We start from the raw sequence: 24,490 nt of genomic DNA on the forward strand, positions 1-24,490 counted from the left end.
GGGTCAGGCTCCCGGCAGGTTCAAGATGCGCTTGGCAATGATATTCAGCTGAATCTCGGAGGTGCCCCCCTCGATCGAATTGGCCTTCGTGCGCAGCCAGTTTCGCGCGCCCGCGCCGCCATTGCTGCGCGCGCTGTCCCATTCGAGTGCGTCCGTGCCGCCCGCCGCCATCATCAGCTCGTGACGGTCCTTGTTCAGCTCGGTGCCAAAATATTTCATCATCGACGGTTGCGCCGGATCCGCCTTGCCGGCCTTCAGCATGTCCATGAACCGTTCCGACATGGCCTGAAACGCGGCGGCGCGGACCTCGAATGCTGCGATCCGCGCGCGCAGCATCGGATCGTCGAGCCGCCCGTCCGCCTCCGCGCCGAGATGGGCGAGCGCCCGTTCGGGCAGCGATTGTTCGCTCGCCGGAAGCCCCATGCCGGAGATCATTTCCCGTTCGTGGCCGAGCAGATATTTCGCCACGTCCCAGCCCTTGTTGATCGCGCCGACGACGTTCTCCTTCGGCACTTTCACATCGTCAAAGAATGTTTCGCAAAACGGCGAATTGCCGGAGATCAGCAGGATCGGCTTCGTCGAGACGCCCGGCGATTCCATGTCGAACAGGAGGAAGGAAATGCCCCCCTGTTTCGACGAATTGTCTGTCCGCACGAGGCAGAAGATCATGTCTGCCTTGTCCGCGTAGCTGGTCCACACCTTCTGCCCGTTGACAAGGAAATGGTCGCCCTTGTCCTCCGCCCGCGTGGCGAGGCTGGCGAGGTCGGAGCCGGCGTTCGGCTCGCTATACCCCTGGCACCAGCGGATTTCCCCGCGCGCGATTTTCGGCAGATGCTCCTTCTTCTGCGCTTCGGTTCCGTATTTCAGCAGGGCGGGGCCAAGCATCGAAATCCCGAAGCTGTAGAGCGGGGTGCGGCAACCGAGCGCGGCCATCTCCTGTTTCAGCACCTTGGCCTCAGCAGGCGCAAGGCCGCCGCCGCCATATTCGGTCGGCCAGTCGGGCACGGTCCACCCGCGCTCGCCCATGATGCGCAACCAGTCCGCCTGCGCCTGAGAGGAGGGTTCGAACCGGCGCCCGCCCCATGCGACATCGTCCGCGCTTTTTGGCGGCGTGCGCATTTCCGGCGGGCAATTCGCCATCAGCCATTCGCGCGTTTCACGGCGGAACTCGTCGAGCGCGGCCTCAGCCATTGAAACGCCCCCCCTTTTCGGCCTTGTCCTTCATCATCGCGGACAGCTTGAGGCCCGGCATGCGAGCCCCGTGTTTTTCAAGGCCGGCGACCACGGTATCCAGCCCGATCGTATCGGCCCAGAACATCGGCCCGCCGGTATAGGACGGCCAGCCATAGCCATAGAGCCACACCATATCGATGTCGGAGGCGCGCTGCGCGATGCCTTCCTCGAGGATGAGCGCACCTTCGTTCACCATGGGGTAGAGCAGGCGCTCGCGGATTTCATCATCCGAAATCTCGCGCTGTTCCTTGCCCGATTTGCGGGCGAAATCGCGGACGATTGCGTTGACCTCCTCCGAAGGGGTGCGCTGGCGCTTGTCGTCGTAATCGTAGAAGCCCTTGCCGGTCTTCTGTCCCCAGCGACCCCGTTCGCACAGCACTTCGCGCACGGTCGAACTGCTCGACGTCTCCTTTTTCCAGCCCAGGTCCAGCCCGGCAAGGTCGCCCATCTGAAACGGGCCCATCGGGAACCCGAAATCGAGCAGCACCCGGTCGATCTGATCGGGCAGCGCCCCTTCCATAAGCAGGGCATTCGCCTGTTCCTGCCGCGCGGATAGCATGCGATTTCCGATGAAGCCGTGGCACACGCCCGAAATGACCGCGACCTTGCCGATGGTCTTGGCCAGCTTCATCGAGGTGGCGAGCACGTTTGCCGCGGTCTTGTCCCCCCGCACGATTTCGAGCAGTTTCATCACGTTCGCGGGCGAGAAGAAATGCAGGCCGATCACCCATTCCGGGCGGCTGGTGCATGCCGCGATCTCGTTCACGTCGAGATAGCTGGTGTTGCTCGCCAGGATGGCACCGGGTTTCGCGATGGCATCGAGCTTGGTGAAGACCTCCTTCTTGATCTCCATCAGCTCGAAGACCGCCTCGATGATGAGATCGCAATCGGCCAGATCGTCATAGCTGAGCGAGGGGGTCAGGTGGCCCATCGCCTGTTCGACCTGCGCGTCGGTGATGCGGCCCTTCTTCGCCGTGTTCTCGTAATTTTTGCGGATGATGCCGGTCCCGCGGTCGAGCGCCTCCTGCTTCATCTCGACGATGGTGACGGGGATGTCCGCGGACAGGAAATTCATCGCGATGCCGCCGCCCATGGTGCCCGCGCCGATGATGCCGACCTTCCGGATCGGCAGGATCTCGGTATCCCTGGGCAGATCGTCGATCTTCTGCGCCGCGCGTTCGGCGAAGAACACATGACGAAGCGCCGCCGATTGCGTGCCGTTCATCAGGGCCATGAACAATTCACGCTCGACCTTGACGCCTTCCTCGTATGGCTTCGCGACCGCGGCCTCGATCGTCTGGATGCACGCTTCGGGCGCGTCGAAGCCTTTGAGCTTGCGGGCATTCTTCTGGCGGAACTTTGCGAACACGTCGTCGGGTGCGGCATGGATGCGGTCGTCGCGGCGGCTGGATACCGGGTGGCTGTCGCGCCCGGCGATGTCGCGGGCAAAGGCGATGGCGTCCGCCTCCAGCGCGTCCGCCTCGGTCAGCCTGTCGACAAGGCCGAGCGTTTCGGCTTTCGTGGCGGAAACCGGATTGCCCGTCACGATCATGTCGAGCGCGGCCTCCACCCCGACCACGCGGGGCAGACGCTGCGTCCCGCCGGCACCGGGCAGCAGGCCGAGCTTCACCTCCGGCAGGCCCAGCTTCGCCGATTTCGCCGCGATCCGGTAATGGCAGCCCAGCGCCACCTCCAGCCCCCCGCCGAGCGCGGTGCCATGGATCGCCGCCACGACCGGTTTCGTGCAGCTCTCGATCGTGTCGACGACGGTCGGCAGGCCGGGTTCGACAGGCGGCTTGCCGAATTCGGTGATGTCTGCGCCCGCATGGAACGTACGCCCGTCGCACCGGATGACGACCGCCTCGACCGCGTCGTCATTGCGCGCCTGTTCCATGGCGGCGGACAGGCCCTGGCGGACCGCGGCGCCCAGTGCGTTGACCGGCGGATTATCGGTCGTGACGATGAGGACATTGCCGTCGGTACGGGTGGATACAGCGGACATGGGCTCTCCTTGGGAATGCATATGGATCTATCGTTGGCGCGTGGCTGCTGCGGCGCATACCTGTTATTCTAACACCTGCGTCCGCAAATCAAGTGTCGATTGCAGAATGGACTTGAAACAACGCGGATGCGGCCATAGCCTGTGCAACGAAGTTCGGGATAAAACAGCAAACCCGAACTATGAAATCCTGCAAGAAGGATCGGGACATGGATGCGCAATCGGCACGGATCGAAGCGACGGGTGGCGCGGCAGGCTGGCCCGTCATGACCATTGCGGAGGCGACCGCGGCGCTGACCGCGCCGGGCGCTCTTTTCGAAATGGAGGAGGTGGAGATAGGCGGCAGGACGCTGCGCACGTGGAAGAATCAGCCGCGCACGCTCGCCGCGCTGGCCCGGCGGGCGCGCGATATGTTCGGGACGCGTGAATTCATCATCTACGAAGACGACCGTGTCACCTATGACGGGTGGTTCCGCGCCGTGTGCGCCCTCGCGCTCGCGTTGCGAGGGGCGGGTGTGGGCAAGGGCGACCGCGTGGCCATCGCCATGCGCAACCTGCCCGAATGGCCGGTCGCGTTCTTTGCCGCAACGGCGATCGGGGCCATTGCCGTCCCGCTGAATGCATGGTGGACGGGGGGTGAGCTTGCCTATGGGCTTGCCGATTCGGGGGCGAAGCTGCTTATCTGCGACTATCGGCGGTCGTGCGATATTGCGCCGTTTCGTGGCCAGCTTTCGGCATTGCGGCAGGTGTGGGTGGCGCGCGCGCAGGGCCGCGCCCTGACCGATGGTGCGACGCCGCTGGAATCGCGGATCGGGCCGGCCTCCGGCTATGGCGACCTGCCCGAACGCGATCTTCCGGACGAAAATGCCGATCCCGACGATGGCGCGACGATTTTTTATACCAGCGGCACGACGGGAAAGCCCAAGGGGGCGCTCGGCACGCATCGCAACATATTGACCTGCACATTGACCGGCGCGTTCGCGTCGCAGCGTTCGGCGCTGCGCCGGGGCGAGGTTCCGGCGGAAAAGCCCGCGCGCACGGGGTTGCTCGTCATCCCGCTGTTTCACGTCACGGCGTGCAATTCCTCGCTCATGGGGACGCTGATGGCGGGCAATCGGCTCGTGATGATGCGCAAGTGGGACGCGGGCAAGGCGCTCGCGCTGATCGAGCGGGAGAAGGTCAACACGACCGGCGGCGTTCCCGCCATCGCTTGGCAGCTTATCGAGCATCCTGACAGGGACAGATACGATCTCTCCTCGCTCGAATTCATATCCTATGGCGGGGCGCCCTCCGCGCCGGAACTGGTGCGGCGCATTGGCGGCGATCTGAAATCGCTGCCCGGCAATGGATATGGCATGACCGAGACGTCGGCGACCGTGACCTTTCACGGGGCGGAGGATTACGTGAACCGGCCCGAAAGCTGCGGCCCTCCGATGCCCGTCACCGACCTTAAGGTCATGGATGCGGACACGGCGACGCCCTTGGAGGCGGGCGCGGTCGGCGAATTGTGGGTGCGGGGGCCGCAGGTGGTGAAGGGATACTGGAACCGGCCGGAGGACACGGCGCAGACTTTCGTCGATGGCTGGGTCCGCACCGGCGACATCGCCCGGCTGGACGAGGAAGGCTTTCTGACCATCGTCGACCGGGCGAAGGACATCGTCATCCGCGGGGGCGAGAACATCTATTCCTCGGAGGTGGAAAACGTCCTCTACGAACATCCCGCCGTTACCGATGCCGCGCTGGTCGGCATTCCGGACAAGGTGCTGGGCGAAGAGCCGGCCGCCGTCGTGCATTGCGCGCCCGGCCGCACCGCAAGCGAGGCGGAGTTGCAGCAATGGGTGCGCGAACGGCTCGCCGGGTTCAAGGTGCCGGTGCGCGTGCTGTTCCGGAGCGAACCGCTGCCGCGCAACGCCAATGGCAAAATCTTGAAGGCGGAACTGAAACGGCTGTTTGCCTGAACGCCGGCATGCCGGAGCGCGGGGCTCAGGCGAAGATGCTGACCGTCTGGGAGCCGAGGGCGATCGCCTCGCCATCCGCGTTCCAGATCGCCATGGATTGCGCGGAGATGCCCCCGTGTGCCTGCTGAGCACGGGTTTCGAGCAGCCACCAGCCATCCCGCGTGCGCGGCTCCGCCACAAGGAGATCGATGGTCCACAGCGCGGAGGAAACCGGCCCCGGCTTCGTCATCAACGTCACGGCGGCCGGCGGCAAGGCATCGCCCACTAGAAGCAATTCGGCGAACGGATCGAGCCCGTCGCGATCCCGCAGCCGCACCCATCGGCGCAGCATCGGCTCCGTCCGGTCCCTGTCGGGCGAGGAGTAGGCATAGTCGAAATGCTGCGTGAAGGCCGGCGCGTGTCGCCGCTTCATCTCTGGCGCTTCTTCGCATGGGAGCACGGTCGGCGCGGATGCGGCCTTCAGGGAAACCGACGAATCGCGCGTCGCGGTGAACAGGAACGTGCCATGCCACGCGGCCTTATCGCCGCTGTGCAGATCCGCGGTGACGAACGCGCTCGACCGGCCGCGCCGCAGCATCGTGGCCTTCGCGCGCAAGCTTTCGGAGATCGGCCCGGCAAAGGCGATCTGCGCGCTTCGCAACGGGGGCAGGTCGGGCGCGGCGGACCGGGCCGCCCAATAGGCCGCCGCCGTGCTCAACCCGCCATAGGCCGTGCGCCCCTGTAGCCAGCCATCGGGCACCGCCATCGCCAGCGAGCCTGCATCTTCGACGGCATTATCGAGCAATCGGGCCACGTTCTGGGTTTGCATCGTCGCGTCACTTTCCTTCGCACCACAGGCCGGTTACCAGGCGGCCGCATCCCTGTTTCCGCCCGGTCGCCGCGCGGTGGGATGCGAGGTGGACAGCCCGCCGTCAACCGCAATCGCCTGCCCGTGGATATAGCTTGCCTCGTCGGAGGCGAGGAAAAGTGCAGTGTGCGCGATTTCCTCCGGCTCGCCGCCGCGCAGCAAGGGGTTGAGCTGGCCGATCCGGTCTGCCTTGCCCGCCGCGCGCGCCTTTGCATATGCATCGCGCGTCATGCCCGTTTCGATGAGGCCGGGACAGATCGCATTGATCCGCACCCCCGTCCCAGCGAGCTGCTGCGCCGCGGTCTGCACCAGATTGATGACGCCCGCCTTCGATGCCGAATATTGTGCCGGTCCCGCACCCGATCGCAGGCCGGCGACGCTGGCGGTGCACACGATTGCCCCGCCGCCACGCTCCGCAATTACCGGACCGCCAAGCTTCACCGCCAAAAACGGCCCGATCACATTGACGCGCAGCACCTCCATCCAGTCTTCGGCACTGGCATCGAAGAACCCGCCGCGCGGCCCCCCGGTAATCCCCGCATTGGCGAAGAATATGTCCAGCCCGCCGAAATCGTCCTTTGCCCGCGCGATGGCGGCACCGATGTCGTCCTCCGACGCCGCGTCGCCCGTTACGGCCACGGCGCGTCCGCCATCGCTGCGGATCGTGTCGGCGGTCGCGGCGACATCCCCGGCCCGGTCGAAGGCGACGACGGATGCGCCCGCGCGCGCGAACAGGATCGCGCTGGCACTGCCGATGCCCGATGCGGCGCCGGTGACGATGGCGACCTTGCCGGAGAGACGTGCGCTCATATCGTGATGCCGCCGTCGACGACCATCATCTGCCCGGTCATCCACGCGCCCGCCTGTGACGACAGGTAGATTGCCGCGCCCGCAATATCGCGCGGTTCGCCGAGCCGGCGCATCGGCGTGCGGGCCGCGGTGGCGTCGTGCACCTTTTCATCCTCCCACAAAGCGCGGGCGAAATCGGTCTTCACCACGCCGGGCGCGATGGCGTTGATCCGGATGTTGTGCTTGCCGTTTTCCACCGCGTAATTGCGGACGAGCTGGAAATCCGCGGCTTTCGATACGTTATACGCGCCGATGGTATCCGACCCGCGAAGGCCGCCAATGCTCGACACGATGACAATGGCCCCGTCCTTCTTCGCGCGCATGTCGGGGAGCGCCATCTGGCACAGCCAGTGGTTCGACAGCACGTTATTGTCGAGGATCTTGCGGAACTGATCATCCTCGATCCCGTCCATCGACCCGTAATAGGGATTGCTCGCTGCGTTGCAGACCATGATGTCGACCGGGCCGCGATCGCTGCGCACCTTGTCCATCATCGCTTTCAGTGCATCCTTGGACGAGATGCTCGCCGCGATGGGAAGGGCGGTGCCCTTGCCGTGGCGGTCGTCGATTTCGCGGGCGACATCCTCGCACGCGTTTTGCTTGCGGCTGCTGATGACGACCTTCGCGCCATGGGCGGCCATCTCCTCGGCAATGGCGCGACCGATCCCGCGTGAGGATCCGGTGATGACGGCGATCTTTCCGGTGAGGTCGAAAAGGGACATGGGGTAAACTCCTGGCAAATATGGGAAAGGGCGTCAGCCGTGGGCGCCGGCAGCCTGCGCGAAACGCCATGCCTGCTGCGCGAGCGGGAGGAGCCGGGCGACGGTCCGCTCGGCCTCGGCGCTGGAGGCGTTGCCGTCGATCATCCGCTTCTTGATACCCTGCACGATGCCGACGAGGCGGAACAGATTATACGCGAAATACCAGTTGAGATCGGGCACGTCGGTCATGCCCGTCCGCTCGCAATAGATCCGCGTCGCCGTATCGAGCGAGGGAATACCCAGCGCATCGAGATCCAGCCCGCCGAGCTGCGCCCCGCGATCCCCGTGCGGCATCGCCCAGTTCATGGCGAGATAGGCAAAATCGGCCAGCGGATCGCCCAGTGTCGACAATTCCCAATCGAGCATGGCGCGGATTTCGGCGCTATCGGGCGCATAGATCAGGTTGTCGATGCGATAATCGCCGTGGATGATGGCGGTGCGCCGCTGCGGCGGGAGCGTGGCCGGCAACCATTCGATCAGCCGCTCGACCTCCGCAATATCTTCGGTCTGGGACGCGCGATATTGCCGGGTCCAGCGGCGCACCTGCCGTTCGAAGTAATTGCCGGGCGCCCCGTAATCGTCCAGCCCCACCGCGCCCGGATCGACATTGTGCAGGCTGGCGAGAGCCTCGATCATGTTGCGATAGATCGGCCCTCGTTCCTTTGGCGTGCAATCGGGCAGATCGCCGCGCCAGAACGTGCGCCCCTCCACCATGTCCATGACATAGAACGCCGAACCGATGACGTCATCGTCCTCGCACAGCGCATAGGGTTTCGCGACCGGCACCTCGGTTGGATACAGCGCGCCGATCAACCGGTATTCCCGCTCCACCGCATGGGCGGAGGGGAGGAGCGGGCCGAACGGCTTGCGGCGCAGCACGTAGCGGCGTTCGGGCGTGTCGAGGCGATAGGTGGGGTTCGATTGCCCCCCTGCGAATTTCGTGATCGACGAAAGCTGCGAAAATCCATCGACATGCGCCTGCAACCAGTCTTGCAGCCGCGCCTGGTCGAGTTCGGCACCGCGGGCCGCGTCTGCGTCCGCATTTGCTTCTGTGTTCGGCCCGTCGTCCGTCATGGTCAAAACCGTCCCATCCTTTATCCCGCGTCATTTTGTTTGAGGATACTCTATGTTCAAATCAGAGGGAGGCGCAACCCGGCATTTGCAATTTGAGGCGGCATCTGTGCACGCACAGAGCTTGCGCAAGCTGGACGTCGGGTTCCGGGGCGCCGATATCCTTCGGTTTGTACCGAATATTCGAAAAGGGGTTGTCGGCGCGGGGCATACTCCCTTATCCCTGTGCACGGAATCACCGGGGAGCGCTCTATGGCCATCGACGCGAACACGATCATCGCCGATCTGGCGGGGCAACGCTACCTGTCCGGCTGGCTCACCGTGGACCAGCCGATGATCGACCGGTTCGCCGACGCGACCGGCGATCATCAATTCATCCATGTCGATCCGCAACGCGCCGCGAAAACACCGTTCGGCGGGACCATCGCGCACGGATTCCTGCTTCTGTCGCTGCTGCCCCGGTTGCAGGGGATGGCGGACCGGCCGGAGATTCCGGGGCTTGCCATGGGGATCAATTACGGCACCGACCGCATCCGTTTCGTGCACCCGGTGCGTTCGGGAAGCGACGTTCGTGCCGCCTTCCACATCGCCGCGGTCACGCAAAAGGCGCCCGACCGGTTTCAGCAGACCATCGATGTCGAACTCCACACCCGCGGGCAGGATGGCCCGGCCATGATCGCGCGCTGGCTCGGGCAATTCGTGGTGAGGGGGTGATCGGCGCCGCACACATGTTGCGCGACCGGCGCGTGCCATTGGAAGGCGCGCGCAATTTCCGTGATTTTGGCGGTTATGTCGGCGCGGGCGGGCGGCGCGTGCGGCGCGGCATGCTTTATCGCGCGAACCGCTTGTCGAAGCTTACGCCCGGCGACATCGCGATGCTCGACACGCTGGGCATAAAAGCCGTTTTCGACCTGCGCGCCCGGCGGGAGCGAGAGGCCGACGTAACCCTATGGACGTCGCAAGGCGTCGAGACGCATCATTTTCGCCCCGGACACAAGCGGCGGCTGATCGACATGGCGATGGATTATCCCGCCTCGCGCGAGGGTGCGGCGGCGCTGATGCACGATTTCTATGCCGAGTTGCCCTTTACCATGGCGCATGTCTTCGGCGAGATACTTTCCCGCATTGCCGATGGCGCGGTGCCGTGCGTGATCCATTGTTCGGCGGGAAAGGATCGGACCGGCATGGCGGCGGCGCTGATCCTCGCGGCGCTGGGCGTTTCGCGGGACGATATAGTGGCGGATTACACGCTCACCGCGCTGGCGCGGCAGGACGTGTCGGATCAGGCCCGCGCGGTTCAGGGGGATGGATCGCGATCCGCCTTCTACGAAAGATTCGGAGCCGATGCGGTGTCGGTCATGATGGACGCGCATCCCGATTACATCGGTGCGGCCTTCGACGCGATCACGGAAAGACACGGTTCGGTCGCGGGGTACCTCGACCATCTCGCCATCGATGAAAACATGCGGGACCGGCTGCGTGCCGCCCTGCTGATACAAGGAGAGGACACGCCATGAAAGCATTACTGTCGACCGCGGTGGGCGGGCCCGAAACGTTGGAGCTGAAGGACATTGCCGCGCCCGAACCGGGCGAGGGGCAGCTTGCGGTCAGGGTGCTGGCCTGCGCGATCAACTATCCCGACGTGCTCATCATCGAGGACAAATATCAGTTCAAGCCCGAACGCCCCTTCGCACCGGGGAGCGAGATTTGCGGCGAGGTGACGGCCATCGGCGCCGGGGTCGAGGGGTGGAATGTCGGCGACCGGCTGATTTCGGTGACCGGGCATGGCGGATTGGCGGAGCAGATGGTCGTCGATACGGCAAAGGCGTTTCGCCTGCCCGGCGAGCGCGATCCGGCGGAAGGCGCGGCCCTGCTCATGACCTATGCGACGACGATCCATGCGCTGATCGACCGGGGACAGTTGCAGGAGGGGGAAACGCTTCTCGTGCTCGGCGCGGCAGGCGGGGTCGGGCTGGCCGCGGTGGAAATCGGCAAGGCTCTGGGCGCGCGGGTCGTGGCCGCCGTATCGACCGAGGAGAAGGCGCAGGCCGCGCGCGATGCGGGCGCCGACGATGTCGTGCTCTATGGCCGCGCCCCGTTCGACAAGGCGCAATCGAAGGCGCTCGCCGACAGTTTCAAGGACGCGGTGGGCAAGGGCGGCGCCAATGTGATCTACGATCCTGTGGGCGGCGATTATTGCGAGCCGGCGCTACGCTCCATCGCGTGGGAGGGGCGTTATCTCGTGGTCGGCTTTCCGGCGGGCATTCCGAAACTGCCGCTCAACCTCACGCTGCTTAAAAGCTGTGATGTGCGCGGCGTGTTCTGGGGCGCCTTCGCGCAGCGCGCGCCGGACCGTAACCGCGCCCATGTGGAGCAGCTTTTTACATGGTGGGAGGAGGGCAGGATCTCGCCGCGGATCGACCGGACCTGGCCGTTGAAAGACGGCGGCGATGCGATTCGCTGGCTGTCCGATCGCAAGGCGGTGGGCAAGGTGATCGTCACGCCGGGGTGAACACGGCGTCACATCGCGGCGCAGAAAAATGGCGGCCCCGACCGGGACCGCCATTTTCGATTGCAACGTTTGGATGGGGTCAGGCGACGGCCTGCAACGGCTGAGAGGAATAGTGCATCATCGCATCGTAATTGGTGCAGTAGAACATGTCCTTCACCGCTTCGTCCAGATCGTCCATCGTGGCCTCGAACAGGCCGACGGGATCCTTCGTCCCTTCGGGATGGGGAAAATCGCTGGAAAACATGAAGAGTTCCGGCCCGGCATCGCGGATCATGGCGCCTACGTCTTCCTTGGGGAAGGGGGTGATTTTCGCCGCGCGGCGGATATAATCCGACGGCTTCATGGCGAGCGCTTTCAGATACTGATCCGTCTTGCCGAACGCGCGATAGGCGGAATCGAGCCGGCGCAGGAAATCGGGCACCCATCCCGCCCCGCTTTCGATGACGCCGCCGCGAAGGGCGGGAAACCGGTCGAACACCCCGTCATACACCATCGCGGACAGGAATTCCTGCGGCGCGAAGCACAATGACGTGAAATCCGCAAAGCGCAGGTTTTCGCCCCCGCCGTGAATGTCGGGCGAGCGTTCGCGGCCATTGTTGTGATAGCCCTTGGGCTGCGTGATGGTGCCGGTGCCGGTGCCGATATGCACCATGAACGGGATTCTGCGATCCGACAGCATCTGCCAGAATGCATCGTGGTCGGGATGGCCGGGCGATTTGTCGCCGCAGGGCATCGGCGCCACGCCCACCGCGCCCGCACCGGCATCGATCGCGCGCTCCGCCTCTGCAAAGGCCATGTCGGCATCGTCGAGTGGGACATAGGCCACGTTCACGAGCCGCGTATCCCCGTCGCAGAATTTCTGCTGCGCCATGTTGGCGGCCTTCACCAGCGCATATTTGTCGCGCAAGGTTTCGGCGCGCCCCATCGCGGCGAGGTTGGCGGTGGTAAAGACGAGCTGGCTGACGAAGCCATATTTGTCGAGCATTCGCGTGCGTTCGGACGTGTCGAACGCGCCGAAGGCGAGCCAGCCCTTGTCCCCGCCGATGGGGTCGGCGGCGGCGTCCGCCTCGGCATCGTGGGCGCGGCTTTTCGCCTTCTCGATCAGGCCGACGACGCGGCCCGATGTGTCCGCCTTGTAGAGATCGCCGTATTTGTCGCGCAGATCCTCGTCGAGAAATTCGTAGATCCAGTCGGCGGTTTCCATCGTGTGGCTGTCGGCGTCGTTGATGACGCGCCCGTATTCGTAATTCATCGCATCGCTCTCCTTGCATCCTGCCTGCCGTTCCATCGCCGGTTCCGCGCCATCCGCAGGCTAAAGAGGGGGGGCTGCGCCGATGCGGCTGCGAAGGACAAAAGGACACGAGGATTGGCCGAGTACGAAAGTTCCGCAAGCCAGGCCGACCGGCGTGCGCAGATCGTCGCCGCCGCCCGCGAACAGATCGCGCAGAGCGGCACGCCGCAACTCGGCATCGCTTTGCTGACCGAATCGCTGGGGATCAGCACGTCGCTGTTCTGGACCTATTTCGCCAATGGCGATGCGCTGGTGGCGACGGTGTTGGATGAGTTGATCGACGAATTGCGCGCCGCCGGCCTCGCTCATGCGGCGCGAAATGGCGATGCCGGCGATCGGCTGATGCGTTGCGCGCGGATCTACCTGCAATTCCTGTCCGGCGGCGGCGTGCCGCTGACCTATTTCGTGCAAGGGGACTTGCCGGTCGATCTGGACAGCGATGGTCCGGGCCGATTGCAGGCCGACATACGCCAATTGCTGCGCGCGCTGTGCCGGGATTTCAGCCTTTCGGTACGCGAAGGCCTCGCATGGATCGAAATGCTCGTCGCCATTCCGGAGGAGCTGGGCAGCATGGTCGGCTCCGATGCCCTTGCCCCTGCCATGGCGGGCGAGATTTGCGACACGCTGATCGGCGCGGCGATCGACGCGGTTCGCCCTATGGCGGCGTCACGTCCGGGCGGGTGAGAGCCGCGACCGCGCGCGTGCGCGCCATGACGGTTGCAAGACAAAGCCGCACCACATCCCAGGAATCGTGCCGGTTCGCCGCGACCATGCCGCCCGCGCGCATGCACACCTGCGTCAATGCTGCATTGGTCGCCTGCGTCCGCGTATCGGGCGGTGTGCCGTTCGCATGGATCGCGGCGAGAATCTGGCTGCGTGCGCGGGCGCTGGCGACGGCGCGTTCGTCGCGCAGCCCTTCGCGCACCTCCGGCAATTGCATCAAGGATTTCAGCAACGGCCCGCGCAAGGCCGCCTCGTGAAGGTAGCCGGTAATCGACAGGACGAGCCGTTCGCGCGGATCATGGCCGCGCGGCTGGCGCGAGGGGCGCCCCGGACCGCCGCGCCGCAATTCCCGATAGGCCAGCGCCATCAGCAATTCGCGCCGCCCGGCGTAGCAATTATGCGCCTGTGCCTCGCTGATCCCCGCATCGCGGGCCACCTGGCGCAGTGAGATGTCACGCGGCCCGCGTGTCAGAGCGATCCGGGCCGCGATGTCGACAAATTGTTCGCGCCGGCGTGCGATCGGCATGCGCGTGCGTTTCGGCGCGGCGTTCGCGCCGCCTGTATCGGATACGGGGAGCGGGGGCCTCTCCACCGTTTCCCGCCCCTTCGCGGACCAGAACGCGCGCGGCGGGCGCGGCACGTCCATCCGGTCGCAAAGCCGGGCGAAACCGGTGGGCGACATCCCGATCCGCGCCGCCGCCTGCGCAAGCGGCGCCGACCATGCCAGGCGATAGAGTTCCTCCCGCGAGGGGCGGGCGGCGGTGGGTTTCGCGTCGGTATTTCGGTCTGCGCTCATGGCGGTCCTGATTATGCGCGCGTTCGCCGCCTTTGCCAAATCGGATCATCCGTTTTGACGGGAGCTTTCGCGGGGCTGTCCCGTTATGGTTTCGTCTCGCCCGCCTTTTCCGTCCGCCTTCGCCCATGCAAGTCCGAGAGAGCATCATGAACGAACCGAGCCGCAGCGCAACCATCCGGGGCGGGGGGATGTCCGCGCGGATCGATGCCGATGGCGCACAGCTCATGGCGCTCGCCGACGATGTGGCGGGGCCGCTGCTCTGGGATGGCGATCCGCAATTCTGGACCGGGCGGTCGCCCATTCTCTTTCCCGTCATCGGCTGCATGACAGGGGATGCCTATCGGCTCGACGGGCGCGAATATCCGATGACGAAGCACGGGTTCGCGCGCGACAATCGCTTTGCCCTCGCCGCGGTCGAGGCAGACCGGGCCTGTTTCACGCTTGTCCGCAATGCGCGGGCGGGCGCCGAATATCCGTTCGATTTTGCGCTTTCCATCACCTATATTCTGAACGAGGACGGGCTTGCCATGACGGCGCGCGTCGCCAATCGCGGCGACCGTCCCATGCCGGCCAGTTTCGGCTTTCATCCCGCCCTGCGCTGGCCGCTGCCCTATGGCGGCGCGCGGGAGGATCATGCCGTGGTGTTCACACAGGCGGAACCTGCACCGATCCGCCGGGTGAATGCCGATGGCCTGCTTCTGGCCGAGCGCTTTGCGACGCCGGTCGACGGCGACACGTTGATCCCGCGCGATACGATGTTTGCGGACGATGCGCTGATCTTCGATGCATTGCGGAGCCGGCGCGTCCGGTTCGGCGTGCCGGGGCGGACACGGCTGGAGATTGGCTTCGACGATTTTTCCACGCTCGGCATCTGGACGAAACCGGGGGCGCCGTTCCTGTGTATCGAGCCGTGGCGGGGTATCGCCGACCCTGGTGGGTTCGATGGCGACATCTTTGAAAAACCCGGCATCATGTCCATCGCACCCGACGAAACCCGAACGCTCACCATGACCATCAGGAAAGTTTCCGCATGACCGATCTTTCGCAATCCACCGCCATCGTCACCGGCGGCGCATCGGGCATCGGCCGCGCTTGCGTGATGGCGCTTTCCCAAAATGGCGCGCGCGTCGTCTTCACCTACCATTCGGAGGAGGACACGGCGCAGGACATCGCGGGCAAGACCGGCGCCATCCCGGTTCAAACCGACGTCGCCGACGAGGATGCGGTCGCATCGCTGTTTGCCCGGTGTGAAAAGGAATTCGGCGCGCCGACCCTGCTGGTCAATTCGGCGGGGCTGAACATGAGCGGAACCTGCCTTGTCGACATGGAGCTTTCGCATTTCGACAAGGTGGTGCGCACCGATCTTTACGGCCCGTTCCTGACCTGCCGCGCCTTTGCCCGCATGGCAAAGGCGGGCGGTCGCATCGTCAATATCTCCTCCATCCACGAGGATGCGCCGCGCGGCGGCGCGGTCGATTACGACGCAGCGAAGGGCGGGCTGGCGCAATTGACAGCGACGCTCGCGCTCGAACTCGCGCCGCGGCGCATTGCGGTGAACGGCGTCGCGCCCGGCATGATCCTGACGCCGATGAACGCGGAGGCGATGGATGACGAGGAAGTCCGCCGCAAGGCCGAGGCGAACATCCCGTGGGGCCGCGCCGGCACGCCGGAGGAGGTGGCCGCGCTGGTCGTGTTCCTGCTCTCGCCCGCGGCGGATTACATCACCGGGGCGACCGTCACCATCGACGGCGCGCTGTCGCAGGTGGTCGCGCCCGGCGCCTGAAGCCGAAGGATCAGCCGTTGGCTTCGGTGTCGCTGCGCTTCACCGTCTTGTGCTCATCCTCGATCAGCCCGCGTTTCCAGTAGCTGGAGAGATAGAGCCGGTCGGGACCGAGGCCGCGTTCCTTGCGCAGATAGTCGCGCAGGCCTTTCATGCTCTCGAACTCGCACGCGGCCCAGGCATAGGACAGGTCGTCGGGGAACGGCGCGCCGCGCACCGCGTCGATCAGCATGGCGGGATGTTCGCCCAGCTTCGGATCCACCAGCCAGTGGATCGTGACACCGTCGGGCGCTGCGATCCGCTGCCGGTCGGCCTCGTCGCGGATGGCGATGAACGCCGTACCCGTCGCATCGCGGCGCGCCCGTTCCAGATTGACCGCAATCGCGGGCAGCGCGGTCATGTCCCCGGCGATGAGGAACGGCCCCGCCGTATCGGGAAGCGGTTTTGCCGCACCCGGCCCACCGACATGGATCGTGTCGCCCACCGCCGCCGTCACGGCCCATCGCGTTGCCGGACCGCTTTCCGCATCCTCGCCATGCAAGGCGAAATCGATGTCGAGCCTGTCCGTATGGTGATGCCGGATGGTGTAGGTGCGCACGCGTCGCCCGTGCTCATCCTCGATCATCAGCTTGACATAGCCGCCGTCCTGTTCGGTGGGGAACCCCTCCATCCCCGTGCCGCCAATGGTGACGCGGTGCATGTTCGGGGTAAGGCGGCGGCTTTCCATCACGGTCAGCAGACGGGGTTCGGGGCGGGGCATCGGCAATTCCTTCTCTTCGTACACGCCCCCTCATTCAGAAGCGGCCGCCATCATGCAAGGCCGCACGGCGTATCGCCGGGGCGCGGCATCCTCCCTGCCGCCCGGCGATCCCACCGCGGCATGGAAAGCGACATGCGCGTTGGCGAGCGCGGCCTCGCTGTCGATGAGCGACTGTCGGCTGGCGATGAGCTGCCTCTGCGCGTCGAGCACGTCGAACAGCGAGGTCAGCCCTTCGCGATAAAGCGCGTTCGACTGGCCGAGCGCAGTCTCGCTCTGCTCGATCGCCTCGCCTAGCGCGTCGATCCTCTGACCATAGGCGTCGATGGCAACCAGCGCGTTTTCCACCTCGCGCAGCGCATCGAGGAAGGTCGCGCGATATTCGGCGAGCCTCGCATCCGCCTCGGCCTCCGCCGCCGCAACCTCGGCCCGGCGGCGTCCTCCATCGAAGATCGGCACGTCGAGCGCGGCGCCCAAGCCGAGAAGGAAATCCCCGAACAACCCGCCGAGCGTCCCATCGCCCAGTAAAAGATTGCCGGGAATGGTGAGGGAGGGCCGCAGATCCGCGCGCTCGATCCCGATATCGGCCGCTGCCCGCACGAGCCGCGCTTCCGCCGCGAGGAGGTCGGCCCGCCGGCGCAGCAGGTCCGCCGGCACGCCCGCATCGGGACCGCGCCCGAACACCGGGATCCCGGCGGAGAGCGACGGCGGTGCGAATGCGCCCGGCGCCTCGGCGAGCAGCACGGCCAGCGTGTTGGCGGCATCGGCCCGCGATAGCGCGATGAGCCCGCGCCGCGCCTGCGTCTGGGCAAGGTCGGCGGCGGCGCGGCGCACGTCGAGATTGGCGGCAAGGCCCGCCTCGTACCGCAGCGTCACGATACGCAGCGTCTGCTCCTGCAACCCGGTCGACTGTTCGAGCAGTTCGAGCTGTGCCCCGGTGCGGCGATATTCGACATATTGGGTGGCGATGGCGGCAGCGACAAGGCGGCGCCGGTCGGCCAGGACATAGTCGGCCTCCGCATAATCGGCGGCGGCGGCGCGGATTTCTGCGGCCAGCCTGCCATTGATGTCGGGATTGAACGCCGCCAGCAATCCGGCCGCGCCATCCACCATGCTGTCGCCCGAAAGCAATATGCCCGCCTCCGCCGTGCCGTCGATACGGGGCAGGCGATCGGCCCGTTCCGCGCGCAGCAGCGCGGCCGCGGCGGCCAGCCTGTCGCCCGCCGCGTCGATGTCGAGATTGGCGGTCAGCCCCCGTTCGATCAACGCGGACAGCACCGGATCGTCGAACCCGTGCCACCATTCCTCCCCCAGGCCGGAGGGCGGCAGGTCGCTCGCATATTCCGGCGGGGCGGAAACCACCGGGGGCGGCACGACGACCGGCGCGGTGGCACAGCCAGACAGCGCGAGCGCCGCGGCGCAGGGCGGGATGTGGCGCAATATCATGCCGGCGCGCCCACCGCATCGGTATCGCTGGCCTCGATCTCCTCGCGCAGGCGGTTCGCCTCCACATTGCGCGGCGTCTCGAACCGGGCGAGGGCGAGATAGATCACCGGCGTCAGGAACAGGGTGAAGATCCCCGCCAGCCCCAGCCCGCCGAAAATGACCCAGCCGATGGACTGCCGCGCCTCCGCGCCCGCGCCGCTGGCGAGGATGAGCGGAACCGCGCCCAGCACGGTGGAGATCAGCGTCATGGCAATCGGGCGCAGGCGGATCGCGGCGGCTTCCTCCACCGCTTCGCGCACGTCGCGGCCCTCCTGCCGCAGCTGATCGGCGAATTCGACGATCAGGATGCCGTTCTTCGCCATGAGTCCGATGAGCATGACCAGCCCGATCTGCGAATAGATATTGAGCGATATGCCCGACAGGAACAGCGCGAACACCGCCGCCGCCAGCGCAAACGGCACGGTCAGCACGACGACCAGCGCGCTCGTCAGGCTTTCGAACTGCGCGATGAGCACGAGGAACACGATGACGAGCGCGAAGCCATAGGTCAGCAACAGATCGTTCGACGTTTCGTCGAGGCTCTCCGCCTCCCCATGCAGCAGCATGTCGATGCCCGGCGCGACCGTTTCGTCGGCCAGCCGCTCAATCTCGTCCACCGCGTCGCGCAGCGGGGTGCCCGGTGCGATGTCGGCGCCGATCTCGATCGCGCGGCGCTGTTCCGTCCGGTCGAGCTCCGCCGCGATGCCCTGTTCATCGAACCGCGTCACGCTGGAGAGCGGGACGAGCGCATCACCCGTGCCGCGCACGTAGATGTTGGAAAGGTCGGACGGTCCGGTCACGCTGACCGCCGGGGTGGTGAGGAACACGGGCACGGCCTGATCCCCGACGTTGAGATCGACGAGATCGTCACCCCCCACCATCGCGCGCAGGGCCTGCGATATATCGTCGAGCGCCACGCCGAGATCGGCGGCGCGTTGCCGGTCGATGCGGATCGACAATTGCGGCTGCGTCGGTTGGTAGGAAACGTCAGCATTGGACAGGATGGACGACTGCGTGTCGATCGCGGTGGCGAGCGCCTGCGCCGATTCGTAGATGTCGGCATATTCCGCACCGGTCAGCGCGACCTCGATCCCGTCGTCCCCGCCGCCGAAGCTCAACGTGCCGCGCCCCCGCGCGCTGGCCCGCGAACCGGGAATATCCTCCAGTGGTTCGTTGAGCGCCTCGACGATTGCGGTCTGGCTGCGGTCCCGCGCGTCCCAGTCGGCGAGCTGTGCCGTGACGCGGATGCGGTTGGGGTCCCACTGGCCGACGACGGAAAACGTGCTCCTGATCTCGCCGCTTTCGAGATAGGGGGCGAGCACCTGCTCGATCTCGTCCATCTCGCGGTCCATGAAATCGATGCCGACCCCGTCCGGCCCGCTGGCATCGACGGTGATGACGCCGCGATCCTCGTCGGGGACCAGCTCGTTTTCAAGCTGCGTGTAAAGCAGCCCCGCCGCGGCGGCGAGCACGACCGACACGATCCCGACGAGCCGGGGCCGGTCGAGGCAATGTTTTAGCCCGCTTTCGTACCGATGCGTTACGGCGCTGCCCCATCGCGACAGCCGCCCGGGCGCCTCGTCCCCGCTCGTCAGATCGAAGCGGGAGGCGAGCGCGGGCACGAGGCTCAACGCGACGAAGCTCGATATGATGACCGCGACCGCCAGCACGAAGCCGAATTCGCGAAACAGCCGCCCGGCTTCCGAGGGCAGGAAGCTGATCGGCACGAACACCGATACCAGCACGGCGGTGGTGGCGATCACGGCAAAGAACACCTGCCGCGTGCCGACGACCGCGGCGGCGCGCCGGCCCATGCCCGCGTTCTGCAACCGCTGCGCATTTTCGAGGACCACGATCGCATCGTCCACGATGAGCCCGGTCGCCAGCACCAGCGCCAGGAGCGTCAGCAGGTTGACCGAGAACCCCATCATCCAGATGCCTGCGATCACGCCCACCAGCGCGACGGGGATGGTCGCGCTCGGCACGATGGTGGGCCGCCATGCGCGAAAGAACAGCAGCATCGTGCCGATCACCACCGCAATGGTGAAGGCCAGCGTGATCAGCACCTCGCGCACCGAGATGCGGATGAATTCGGCATCGTCGGACACCACCTCGATCCGGATGTCGTCGAACCGTTCGTTGAGCGTGTCGACCCCGTCGCGGATCGCGTCCGAAATCTGGATCGTGTTAGAACTGGCCTGTCGCACCACGCCCAGCCCGATGATCGGCCGCCCGTCCATCCGCACGAAATTCGTCGCATTCGCAGGTGCGAAGCCCGCATCGGCCACGTCGCCGATCCGGATATTGCCCAATATCACGACATTCTCGATCCGCGCGGGCGAGGTGGCGCTGGCCTCCGCCCGCACGATCAGCTCCTGCGCATCGGAACGGAACGAGCCGACCGGCACGTCATAGGGCGCGGTGCGCAGCGCATCGGCGACGTCGGCGATGGTCAGGCCGAACCGGTTAAGCCGCGCCGGATCGACCGATACGCGCATCTGCCGCTGGCGGGTGCCGAATTCCTCGATACTGGCCACGCCATCGGCGGTGAGCAGTTCGGGCACGATGTCGTTCTCGACGATCTGCGTGAGCGCCGCCCGATCGTAGCGGGTGGATTGCACGGCGAGCGTCATGATCGGCTGCGCGTCCTGGTCCGCCTTCACGATGCGGACCTGTTCGACGCGTTCGGGCAATTCGCGGGTGACGCGGGCGACCGCCTCGCGCACGTCGCTCGCCGCGGTGTCGAGATCGACGCCGGGGTTGAACTCGGCCCGGATGCGGGAATTGTTCTCCTCGCTCGATGCGCTGATCTGCCGCACGCCGGATACGCGGGCGACCGCATCCTCAAGGACGCTCGTCACCTCCGCATCCATGGTTTCGGGCGCGCCGCCGGGCAGGGTGGCGCTCACCGACACGATGGGCCGGTCGACATCGGGAAGCTCGCGCACCTCCACGCCGAGCAGGGCCGCAATCCCCGCGATCACGATGAGGAGGTTGAGCACCCCGATGAGCAGCGGCCGCCGGACCGCGAGCATGGGAAGGCCGGACTTATTCTCCATCGCGGTCGGCGCCGTCCCGGTTCGATAGCGTCACATCCTGCCGGGCGGGGCCGCGCGGCTGCACGAGGCGGATATCCTGACCGTCGCGGATCTTCTGTACCCCTTCGACGATCACCCGGTCGCCGGCGGACAGCGGCGCATCGACAAAGACCATGCCGTCGCGCCGCGCGGTGATGGTGACGGGCACGCGCACCGCCTTGCCCTCGCGCACCACGAAAAGATGCGATCCCTCTCCGCCCCAGACGATGGCCTGTTCGGGCACCGCCGGGCGCGCCTCGCCATTGCGGGTGAATTTGACGCGGAAACTCATCCCCGGACGCAGGCGGTCGTTATCGTTGGGGATCGCGGCGCGGACGATGAAATCGCGGCTGTCGGCGGAAATGCGGCTGTCGGTGGCGATGACGCGCGCGTCGATCGTCCGGTCGGGGTCGGAAAAGGGGGTGACCTGAATAACCTGTCCGGGTTGCAGCGCGCTGAAGATCGCCTCGGGCGCGGGGAAATCGACATAGAGTGTGCCGCGCCGGTCGATGCGCGTGATGGGCGTGGAATCGTTGACCCGGTCGCCGCGGTCCACTTCGGTAAGGCCGACATGGCCCGAAAACGGCGCCCGCACCGTCCGGTCATAGAGCGCGGTCTGCGCCTGATCGAGTGCGACGCGGGCCGAGGCGAGGGCGGTTTCCCCGGTCTCGATCTGGCTTTCGGACAGGGCGCCCGTATCCTCGATCCGGCGATAGCGGGCGAGCAGCTGATCCGCCTCCCGTACATCGATGCGCGCGGCCTCCACCGCGAGCCGCTCCGCGCGCGAATCGAGGCGGAGGAGCGGCGCGCCCTCGCGCACGTAATCGCCGGCGGAAAACAGCACCTCGGTCACGCGGCCCTGCGTTTCGGGGAAGATTTCGGCGGATGTCGCCGCGCGGGCGGATCCGATCGCCTCGATCTCCAGCGTTTGGGGAAGGGTGCGAATCGCCTGTGCAACGACGGCCACGGGTGCCGGCTCCTGCGCGGGTTCGTCGCTGGAACAGGCGGACAGCATGACGAGCCATGCGATGCAGAAAAGCCGGAAGTGCGATGGGACCATGCGCATAGCCCTAACGCCTTGCGCCGATAGGGCAAAGCGATTGTGTCGGGGTGGCCTGCCCGTTTGCAAAGGTATCAAAGTGTAATGCAAATCACTTGCAAGAAGCGCGGCGAATGATAAGGACGCCGCCACACGCCCAAGCACCGGAGACTTTTGCAAATGACCGCCGTGACCCCGTTCCTTCTCGCCACCGCCGCGGCGACTGCTGCCACTGGTGCCGCCACCGTGGCCGCCGATGAGTTTCAGCCGCGCGACGAGATCGTGGTGACCGGCGTGCGCTCCGAAGGCAGCGACGACTACGCGGTCAAGGAACAGCGCACCGCGACCCGCCTCCCGCTGAGCCAGAAGGAAACGCCGCAGTCGGTGAGCGTCGTCACCCGCGCCCAGATCGAGGATTTTCAGCTTAACGACGTCAACCAATTGCTGACTACCGTGCCGGGCGTCAGCGTGCTCGCCGCCGAGACGGACCGCGTCTACTACTCCGCCCGCGGGTTCGATATTCAGACATTTCAGATCGACGGCGTCGGCTTGCCCTTCGCTTTCGGCATTCAGACGGGCTCGATCGACACGGCGATCTACGACCGGGTCGAGGTCGTGCGGGGCGCGACCGGGCTTTTGTCGCCGACGGGCAATCCCTCCGCGCTGATCAATTTCGTGCGCAAGCGGCCCTATCGCGATTTTCAGGCCGGGGTGAGCGGGCAATACGGCTCCTTCGATCACAAGCGTATCGATGCGGATGTCAGCGTTCCGCTTACCAGTGACGGCAGCGTGCGGTTCCGCGGTGTGGGCGCCTGGCTCGATACCGGGAGCCACCTCGACCGTTACGAACTCGAACGCTGGACCGGATATGGCATCGTGGAGGCCGATCTCGGCCCCGATACGGTGGTGAGCGGCGGCTACGCGTATCAGGATCATCAAAGCCAGGGCGCGCAATGGGGTGCGATCCCGCTCACCTATACCGACGGCACGCGCATCGCGTTCGACCGGTCGGCCAATACCGGGCCCGAATGGTCCGGCTGGGGCGTGATCGACCGGCAGATTTTCGGCGACATCACCCATGATTTCAACGAGGACTGGTTCGTGCGCGGCACGATCATGCGCCGCGCGGCGAGCGAGGCGGACGAAATCTTCTACGTCTATGGCACGCCGGATCACGAAACCGGGCTCGGCATTTTCAGCTATCCGGGCAAGTTCGGCGGGGAGACGCGCAACATCACCGTCGACGCGCATGTCGGTGGCAAGCTTTCCATCGCCGGGCGTGAGCACGAGGTCATGTTCGGCGGTGTGCGCGGCACGCAGGATTACGTGCAGTCGTCGGCCTATGACAATCCCGCCATCGGCGTTTCCATTCCGGTCGATCAACTGTTCGACGGCACGTTCCCCTATCCCGACTTTCCGGAGCTGGAAGAAAGCCTGAATGTCGAATCGAAGCGGGAAAGCCTTTACGGTCTCGTCCGGCTCAACCCCGCCGACGCGTTCAAGGTCATGGTCGGCGGCAGCTACTCCCACGCCGAGAGCGAAGGCGTCTCCTATGGCACGCCGCAGAATTTCGACGAAAGCAAGCTGCTGCCCTTCGTCGGGGCGACCTTCGACCTGACGCCGACGATCTCCGTCTATGCGAGCTATACGACGATCTTCAATCCGCAGATCGAGTATTTCGACATCGACAATCGCCGGCTCGACCCGATCACCGGAGACAATATCGAGGCTGGGCTGAAAGGCGAATGGATGGGCGGTCGCCTGTTCGCGAGCGCCGCGATCTACCGCGCGAATCAGAACAATGTCGCCGAAGCCGCCGGCTTTGACGAGGCGCTCGGCCGGCAGATCTACAAGGGCGTCGATGCGAAATCCGAAGGGATTGAGGCGGAAATCGCCGGTTCGCCTGTCGAAGGCCTCCAACTCACCGGTGGCATCAATGTAATGCGCGTGCGCGGCGACGATGGCGAGCCTGTCCGCACTTTCGTGCCGCGCAACACGGTCCGGCTGAACGCGGTGTGGACGCCGGGCATGCTCGACGCGCTCAAACTCGGCGCATCGGTGCAGTATCAGAGCGATTTCTACTACGAACCGGGGCGGCAGTCGGTCACCACGGGCGAGGAGGTGCGGATCACGCAGGGCGGCTATGCGCTGGTGGATCTGATGGGGTCCTATGCGCTGACCGAGAATATCGGTTTGGCCGTCAATGTCCGGAACGTGACGAACGCGAAATATCTGTCCTCGCTGACGTTCGATCAAAGCTATTACGGGGCGCCGCGCTCCGTGCTCGGCACGATCAGCTTCGGGTTCTGAGC

Annotated in this window: 20 protein-coding genes; 8 read left to right on the forward strand and 12 right to left on the reverse strand. The window is 65.7% G+C overall.

Going from position 1 to position 24,490, the window contains the following annotated elements:
- Positions 1-3 precede the first annotated feature (3 nt).
- Positions 4-1,191 (reverse strand): acyl-CoA dehydrogenase family protein, encoded by a 1,188-nt coding sequence (locus tag K4G67_RS14660; RefSeq protein ID WP_239807071.1) that lies wholly within the window; start codon positions 1,189-1,191, stop codon positions 4-6.
- Positions 1,184-3,235, reverse strand: coding sequence for a 3-hydroxyacyl-CoA dehydrogenase NAD-binding domain-containing protein (locus K4G67_RS14665; protein WP_239807072.1), 2,052 nt, complete (start codon positions 3,233-3,235; stop codon positions 1,184-1,186). The genes K4G67_RS14660 and K4G67_RS14665 overlap by 8 nt, the downstream gene beginning before the upstream one ends.
- Positions 3,236-3,441: 206 nt before the next feature.
- On the opposite strand from K4G67_RS14665, the gene K4G67_RS14670 reads away from it, so the two are divergent.
- Positions 3,442-5,190, forward strand: a complete 1,749-nt coding sequence (locus K4G67_RS14670) for a class I adenylate-forming enzyme family protein (protein WP_239807073.1) — start codon at positions 3,442-3,444, stop codon at positions 5,188-5,190.
- 25 nt (positions 5,191-5,215) lie between these two features.
- On the opposite strand, the gene K4G67_RS14675 is transcribed toward K4G67_RS14670, so the two are convergent.
- From K4G67_RS14675 to K4G67_RS14690, 4 genes are read right to left on the reverse strand one after another with little or no spacing between them, the layout of a single operon-like run.
- Positions 5,216-5,998 (reverse strand): thioesterase family protein, encoded by a 783-nt coding sequence (locus K4G67_RS14675; RefSeq protein ID WP_239807074.1) that lies wholly within the window; start codon positions 5,996-5,998, stop codon positions 5,216-5,218.
- 33 nt (positions 5,999-6,031) lie between these two features.
- Positions 6,032-6,847, reverse strand: coding sequence for an SDR family NAD(P)-dependent oxidoreductase (locus K4G67_RS14680; RefSeq protein WP_239807075.1), 816 nt, complete (start codon positions 6,845-6,847; stop codon positions 6,032-6,034).
- A complete protein-coding gene (locus tag K4G67_RS14685) occupies positions 6,844-7,608 on the reverse strand; it encodes an SDR family NAD(P)-dependent oxidoreductase (protein ID WP_239807076.1) in 765 nt (254 codons plus the stop codon). Before K4G67_RS14685 ends, K4G67_RS14680 begins: the two co-directional genes overlap by 4 nt.
- Positions 7,609-7,641: 33 nt before the next feature.
- Positions 7,642-8,721, reverse strand: coding sequence for a phosphotransferase family protein (locus K4G67_RS14690; protein ID WP_239807112.1), 1,080 nt, complete (start codon positions 8,719-8,721; stop codon positions 7,642-7,644).
- Between the two features lie 249 nt (positions 8,722-8,970).
- Between K4G67_RS14690 and K4G67_RS14695 the strand changes: the two genes are divergently transcribed.
- The 3 genes from K4G67_RS14695 to K4G67_RS14705 are packed head-to-tail and all read left to right on the forward strand — an operon-like array spanning position 8,971 to position 11,230.
- The gene (locus K4G67_RS14695; RefSeq protein WP_239807077.1) at positions 8,971-9,432 is read left to right on the forward strand and encodes a MaoC family dehydratase; all 462 of its coding nucleotides are present in this window, start codon (positions 8,971-8,973) and stop codon (positions 9,430-9,432) included.
- The gene (locus K4G67_RS14700; protein ID WP_239807078.1) at positions 9,429-10,235 is read left to right on the forward strand and encodes a tyrosine-protein phosphatase; all 807 of its coding nucleotides are present in this window, start codon (positions 9,429-9,431) and stop codon (positions 10,233-10,235) included. Before K4G67_RS14695 ends, K4G67_RS14700 begins: the two co-directional genes overlap by 4 nt.
- Positions 10,232-11,230 (forward strand): NADPH:quinone oxidoreductase family protein, encoded by a 999-nt coding sequence (locus K4G67_RS14705; protein WP_239807079.1) that lies wholly within the window; start codon positions 10,232-10,234, stop codon positions 11,228-11,230. Before K4G67_RS14700 ends, K4G67_RS14705 begins: the two co-directional genes overlap by 4 nt.
- 79 nt (positions 11,231-11,309) lie before the next feature.
- Here K4G67_RS14705 and K4G67_RS14710 read toward each other — a convergent pair whose 3' ends face one another.
- A complete protein-coding gene (locus K4G67_RS14710; RefSeq protein ID WP_239807080.1) occupies positions 11,310-12,518 on the reverse strand; it encodes an amidohydrolase family protein in 1,209 nt (402 codons plus the stop codon).
- A gap of 78 nt (positions 12,519-12,596) precedes the next feature.
- Between K4G67_RS14710 and K4G67_RS14715 the strand changes: the two genes are divergently transcribed.
- Positions 12,597-13,205, forward strand: a complete 609-nt coding sequence (locus tag K4G67_RS14715) for a TetR/AcrR family transcriptional regulator (RefSeq protein WP_239807081.1) — start codon at positions 12,597-12,599, stop codon at positions 13,203-13,205.
- Here K4G67_RS14715 and K4G67_RS14720 read toward each other — a convergent pair.
- Positions 13,177-14,040 (reverse strand): TetR/AcrR family transcriptional regulator, encoded by an 864-nt coding sequence (locus K4G67_RS14720; RefSeq protein ID WP_239807082.1) that lies wholly within the window; start codon positions 14,038-14,040, stop codon positions 13,177-13,179. The genes K4G67_RS14715 and K4G67_RS14720 overlap by 29 nt on opposite strands.
- A 146-nt stretch (positions 14,041-14,186) precedes the next feature.
- Here K4G67_RS14720 and K4G67_RS14725 point away from each other — a divergent pair, with 146 nt between their 5' ends.
- Both K4G67_RS14725 and K4G67_RS14730 read left to right on the forward strand, forming a co-directional pair.
- Positions 14,187-15,074 (forward strand): aldose 1-epimerase family protein, encoded by an 888-nt coding sequence (locus K4G67_RS14725; protein ID WP_239807083.1) that lies wholly within the window; start codon positions 14,187-14,189, stop codon positions 15,072-15,074.
- Entirely contained in the window at positions 15,071-15,823 is a 753-nt protein-coding gene (locus tag K4G67_RS14730; protein WP_239807084.1) for an SDR family NAD(P)-dependent oxidoreductase, read from the forward strand. The genes K4G67_RS14725 and K4G67_RS14730 overlap by 4 nt, the downstream gene beginning before the upstream one ends.
- Before the next feature lie 10 nt (positions 15,824-15,833).
- Here the strand turns inward: K4G67_RS14730 and K4G67_RS14735 are convergent, their stop codons facing one another.
- The 4 genes from K4G67_RS14735 to K4G67_RS14750 are packed head-to-tail and all read right to left on the reverse strand — an operon-like array spanning position 15,834 to position 22,199.
- The gene (locus K4G67_RS14735; RefSeq protein WP_239807085.1) at positions 15,834-16,580 is read right to left on the reverse strand and encodes a siderophore-interacting protein; all 747 of its coding nucleotides are present in this window, start codon (positions 16,578-16,580) and stop codon (positions 15,834-15,836) included.
- A gap of 30 nt (positions 16,581-16,610) precedes the next feature.
- On the reverse strand, positions 16,611-18,023 hold the full coding sequence (locus K4G67_RS14740; protein ID WP_239807086.1) for an efflux transporter outer membrane subunit: 1,413 nt from the start codon (positions 18,021-18,023) through the stop codon (positions 16,611-16,613).
- Positions 18,020-21,121, reverse strand: a complete 3,102-nt coding sequence (locus tag K4G67_RS14745) for an efflux RND transporter permease subunit (protein ID WP_239807087.1) — start codon at positions 21,119-21,121, stop codon at positions 18,020-18,022. Before K4G67_RS14745 ends, K4G67_RS14740 begins: the two co-directional genes overlap by 4 nt.
- Positions 21,111-22,199 carry an efflux RND transporter periplasmic adaptor subunit gene (locus tag K4G67_RS14750; RefSeq protein WP_239807088.1) on the reverse strand — a complete coding sequence of 363 codons (1,089 nt, stop codon included), beginning with the start codon at positions 22,197-22,199 and terminating at the stop codon, positions 21,111-21,113. Before K4G67_RS14750 ends, K4G67_RS14745 begins: the two co-directional genes overlap by 11 nt.
- A 159-nt stretch (positions 22,200-22,358) precedes the next feature.
- Between K4G67_RS14750 and K4G67_RS14755 the strand changes: the two genes are divergently transcribed.
- Positions 22,359-24,488, forward strand: a complete 2,130-nt coding sequence (locus tag K4G67_RS14755; RefSeq protein ID WP_239807089.1) for a TonB-dependent siderophore receptor — start codon at positions 22,359-22,361, stop codon at positions 24,486-24,488.
- Positions 24,489-24,490: the final 2 nt, after the last annotated feature.

Source organism: Croceicoccus hydrothermalis, assembly GCF_022378335.1.
In the GTDB taxonomy this organism is placed as follows: Bacteria; Pseudomonadota; Alphaproteobacteria; order Sphingomonadales; family Sphingomonadaceae; genus Croceicoccus; species Croceicoccus hydrothermalis.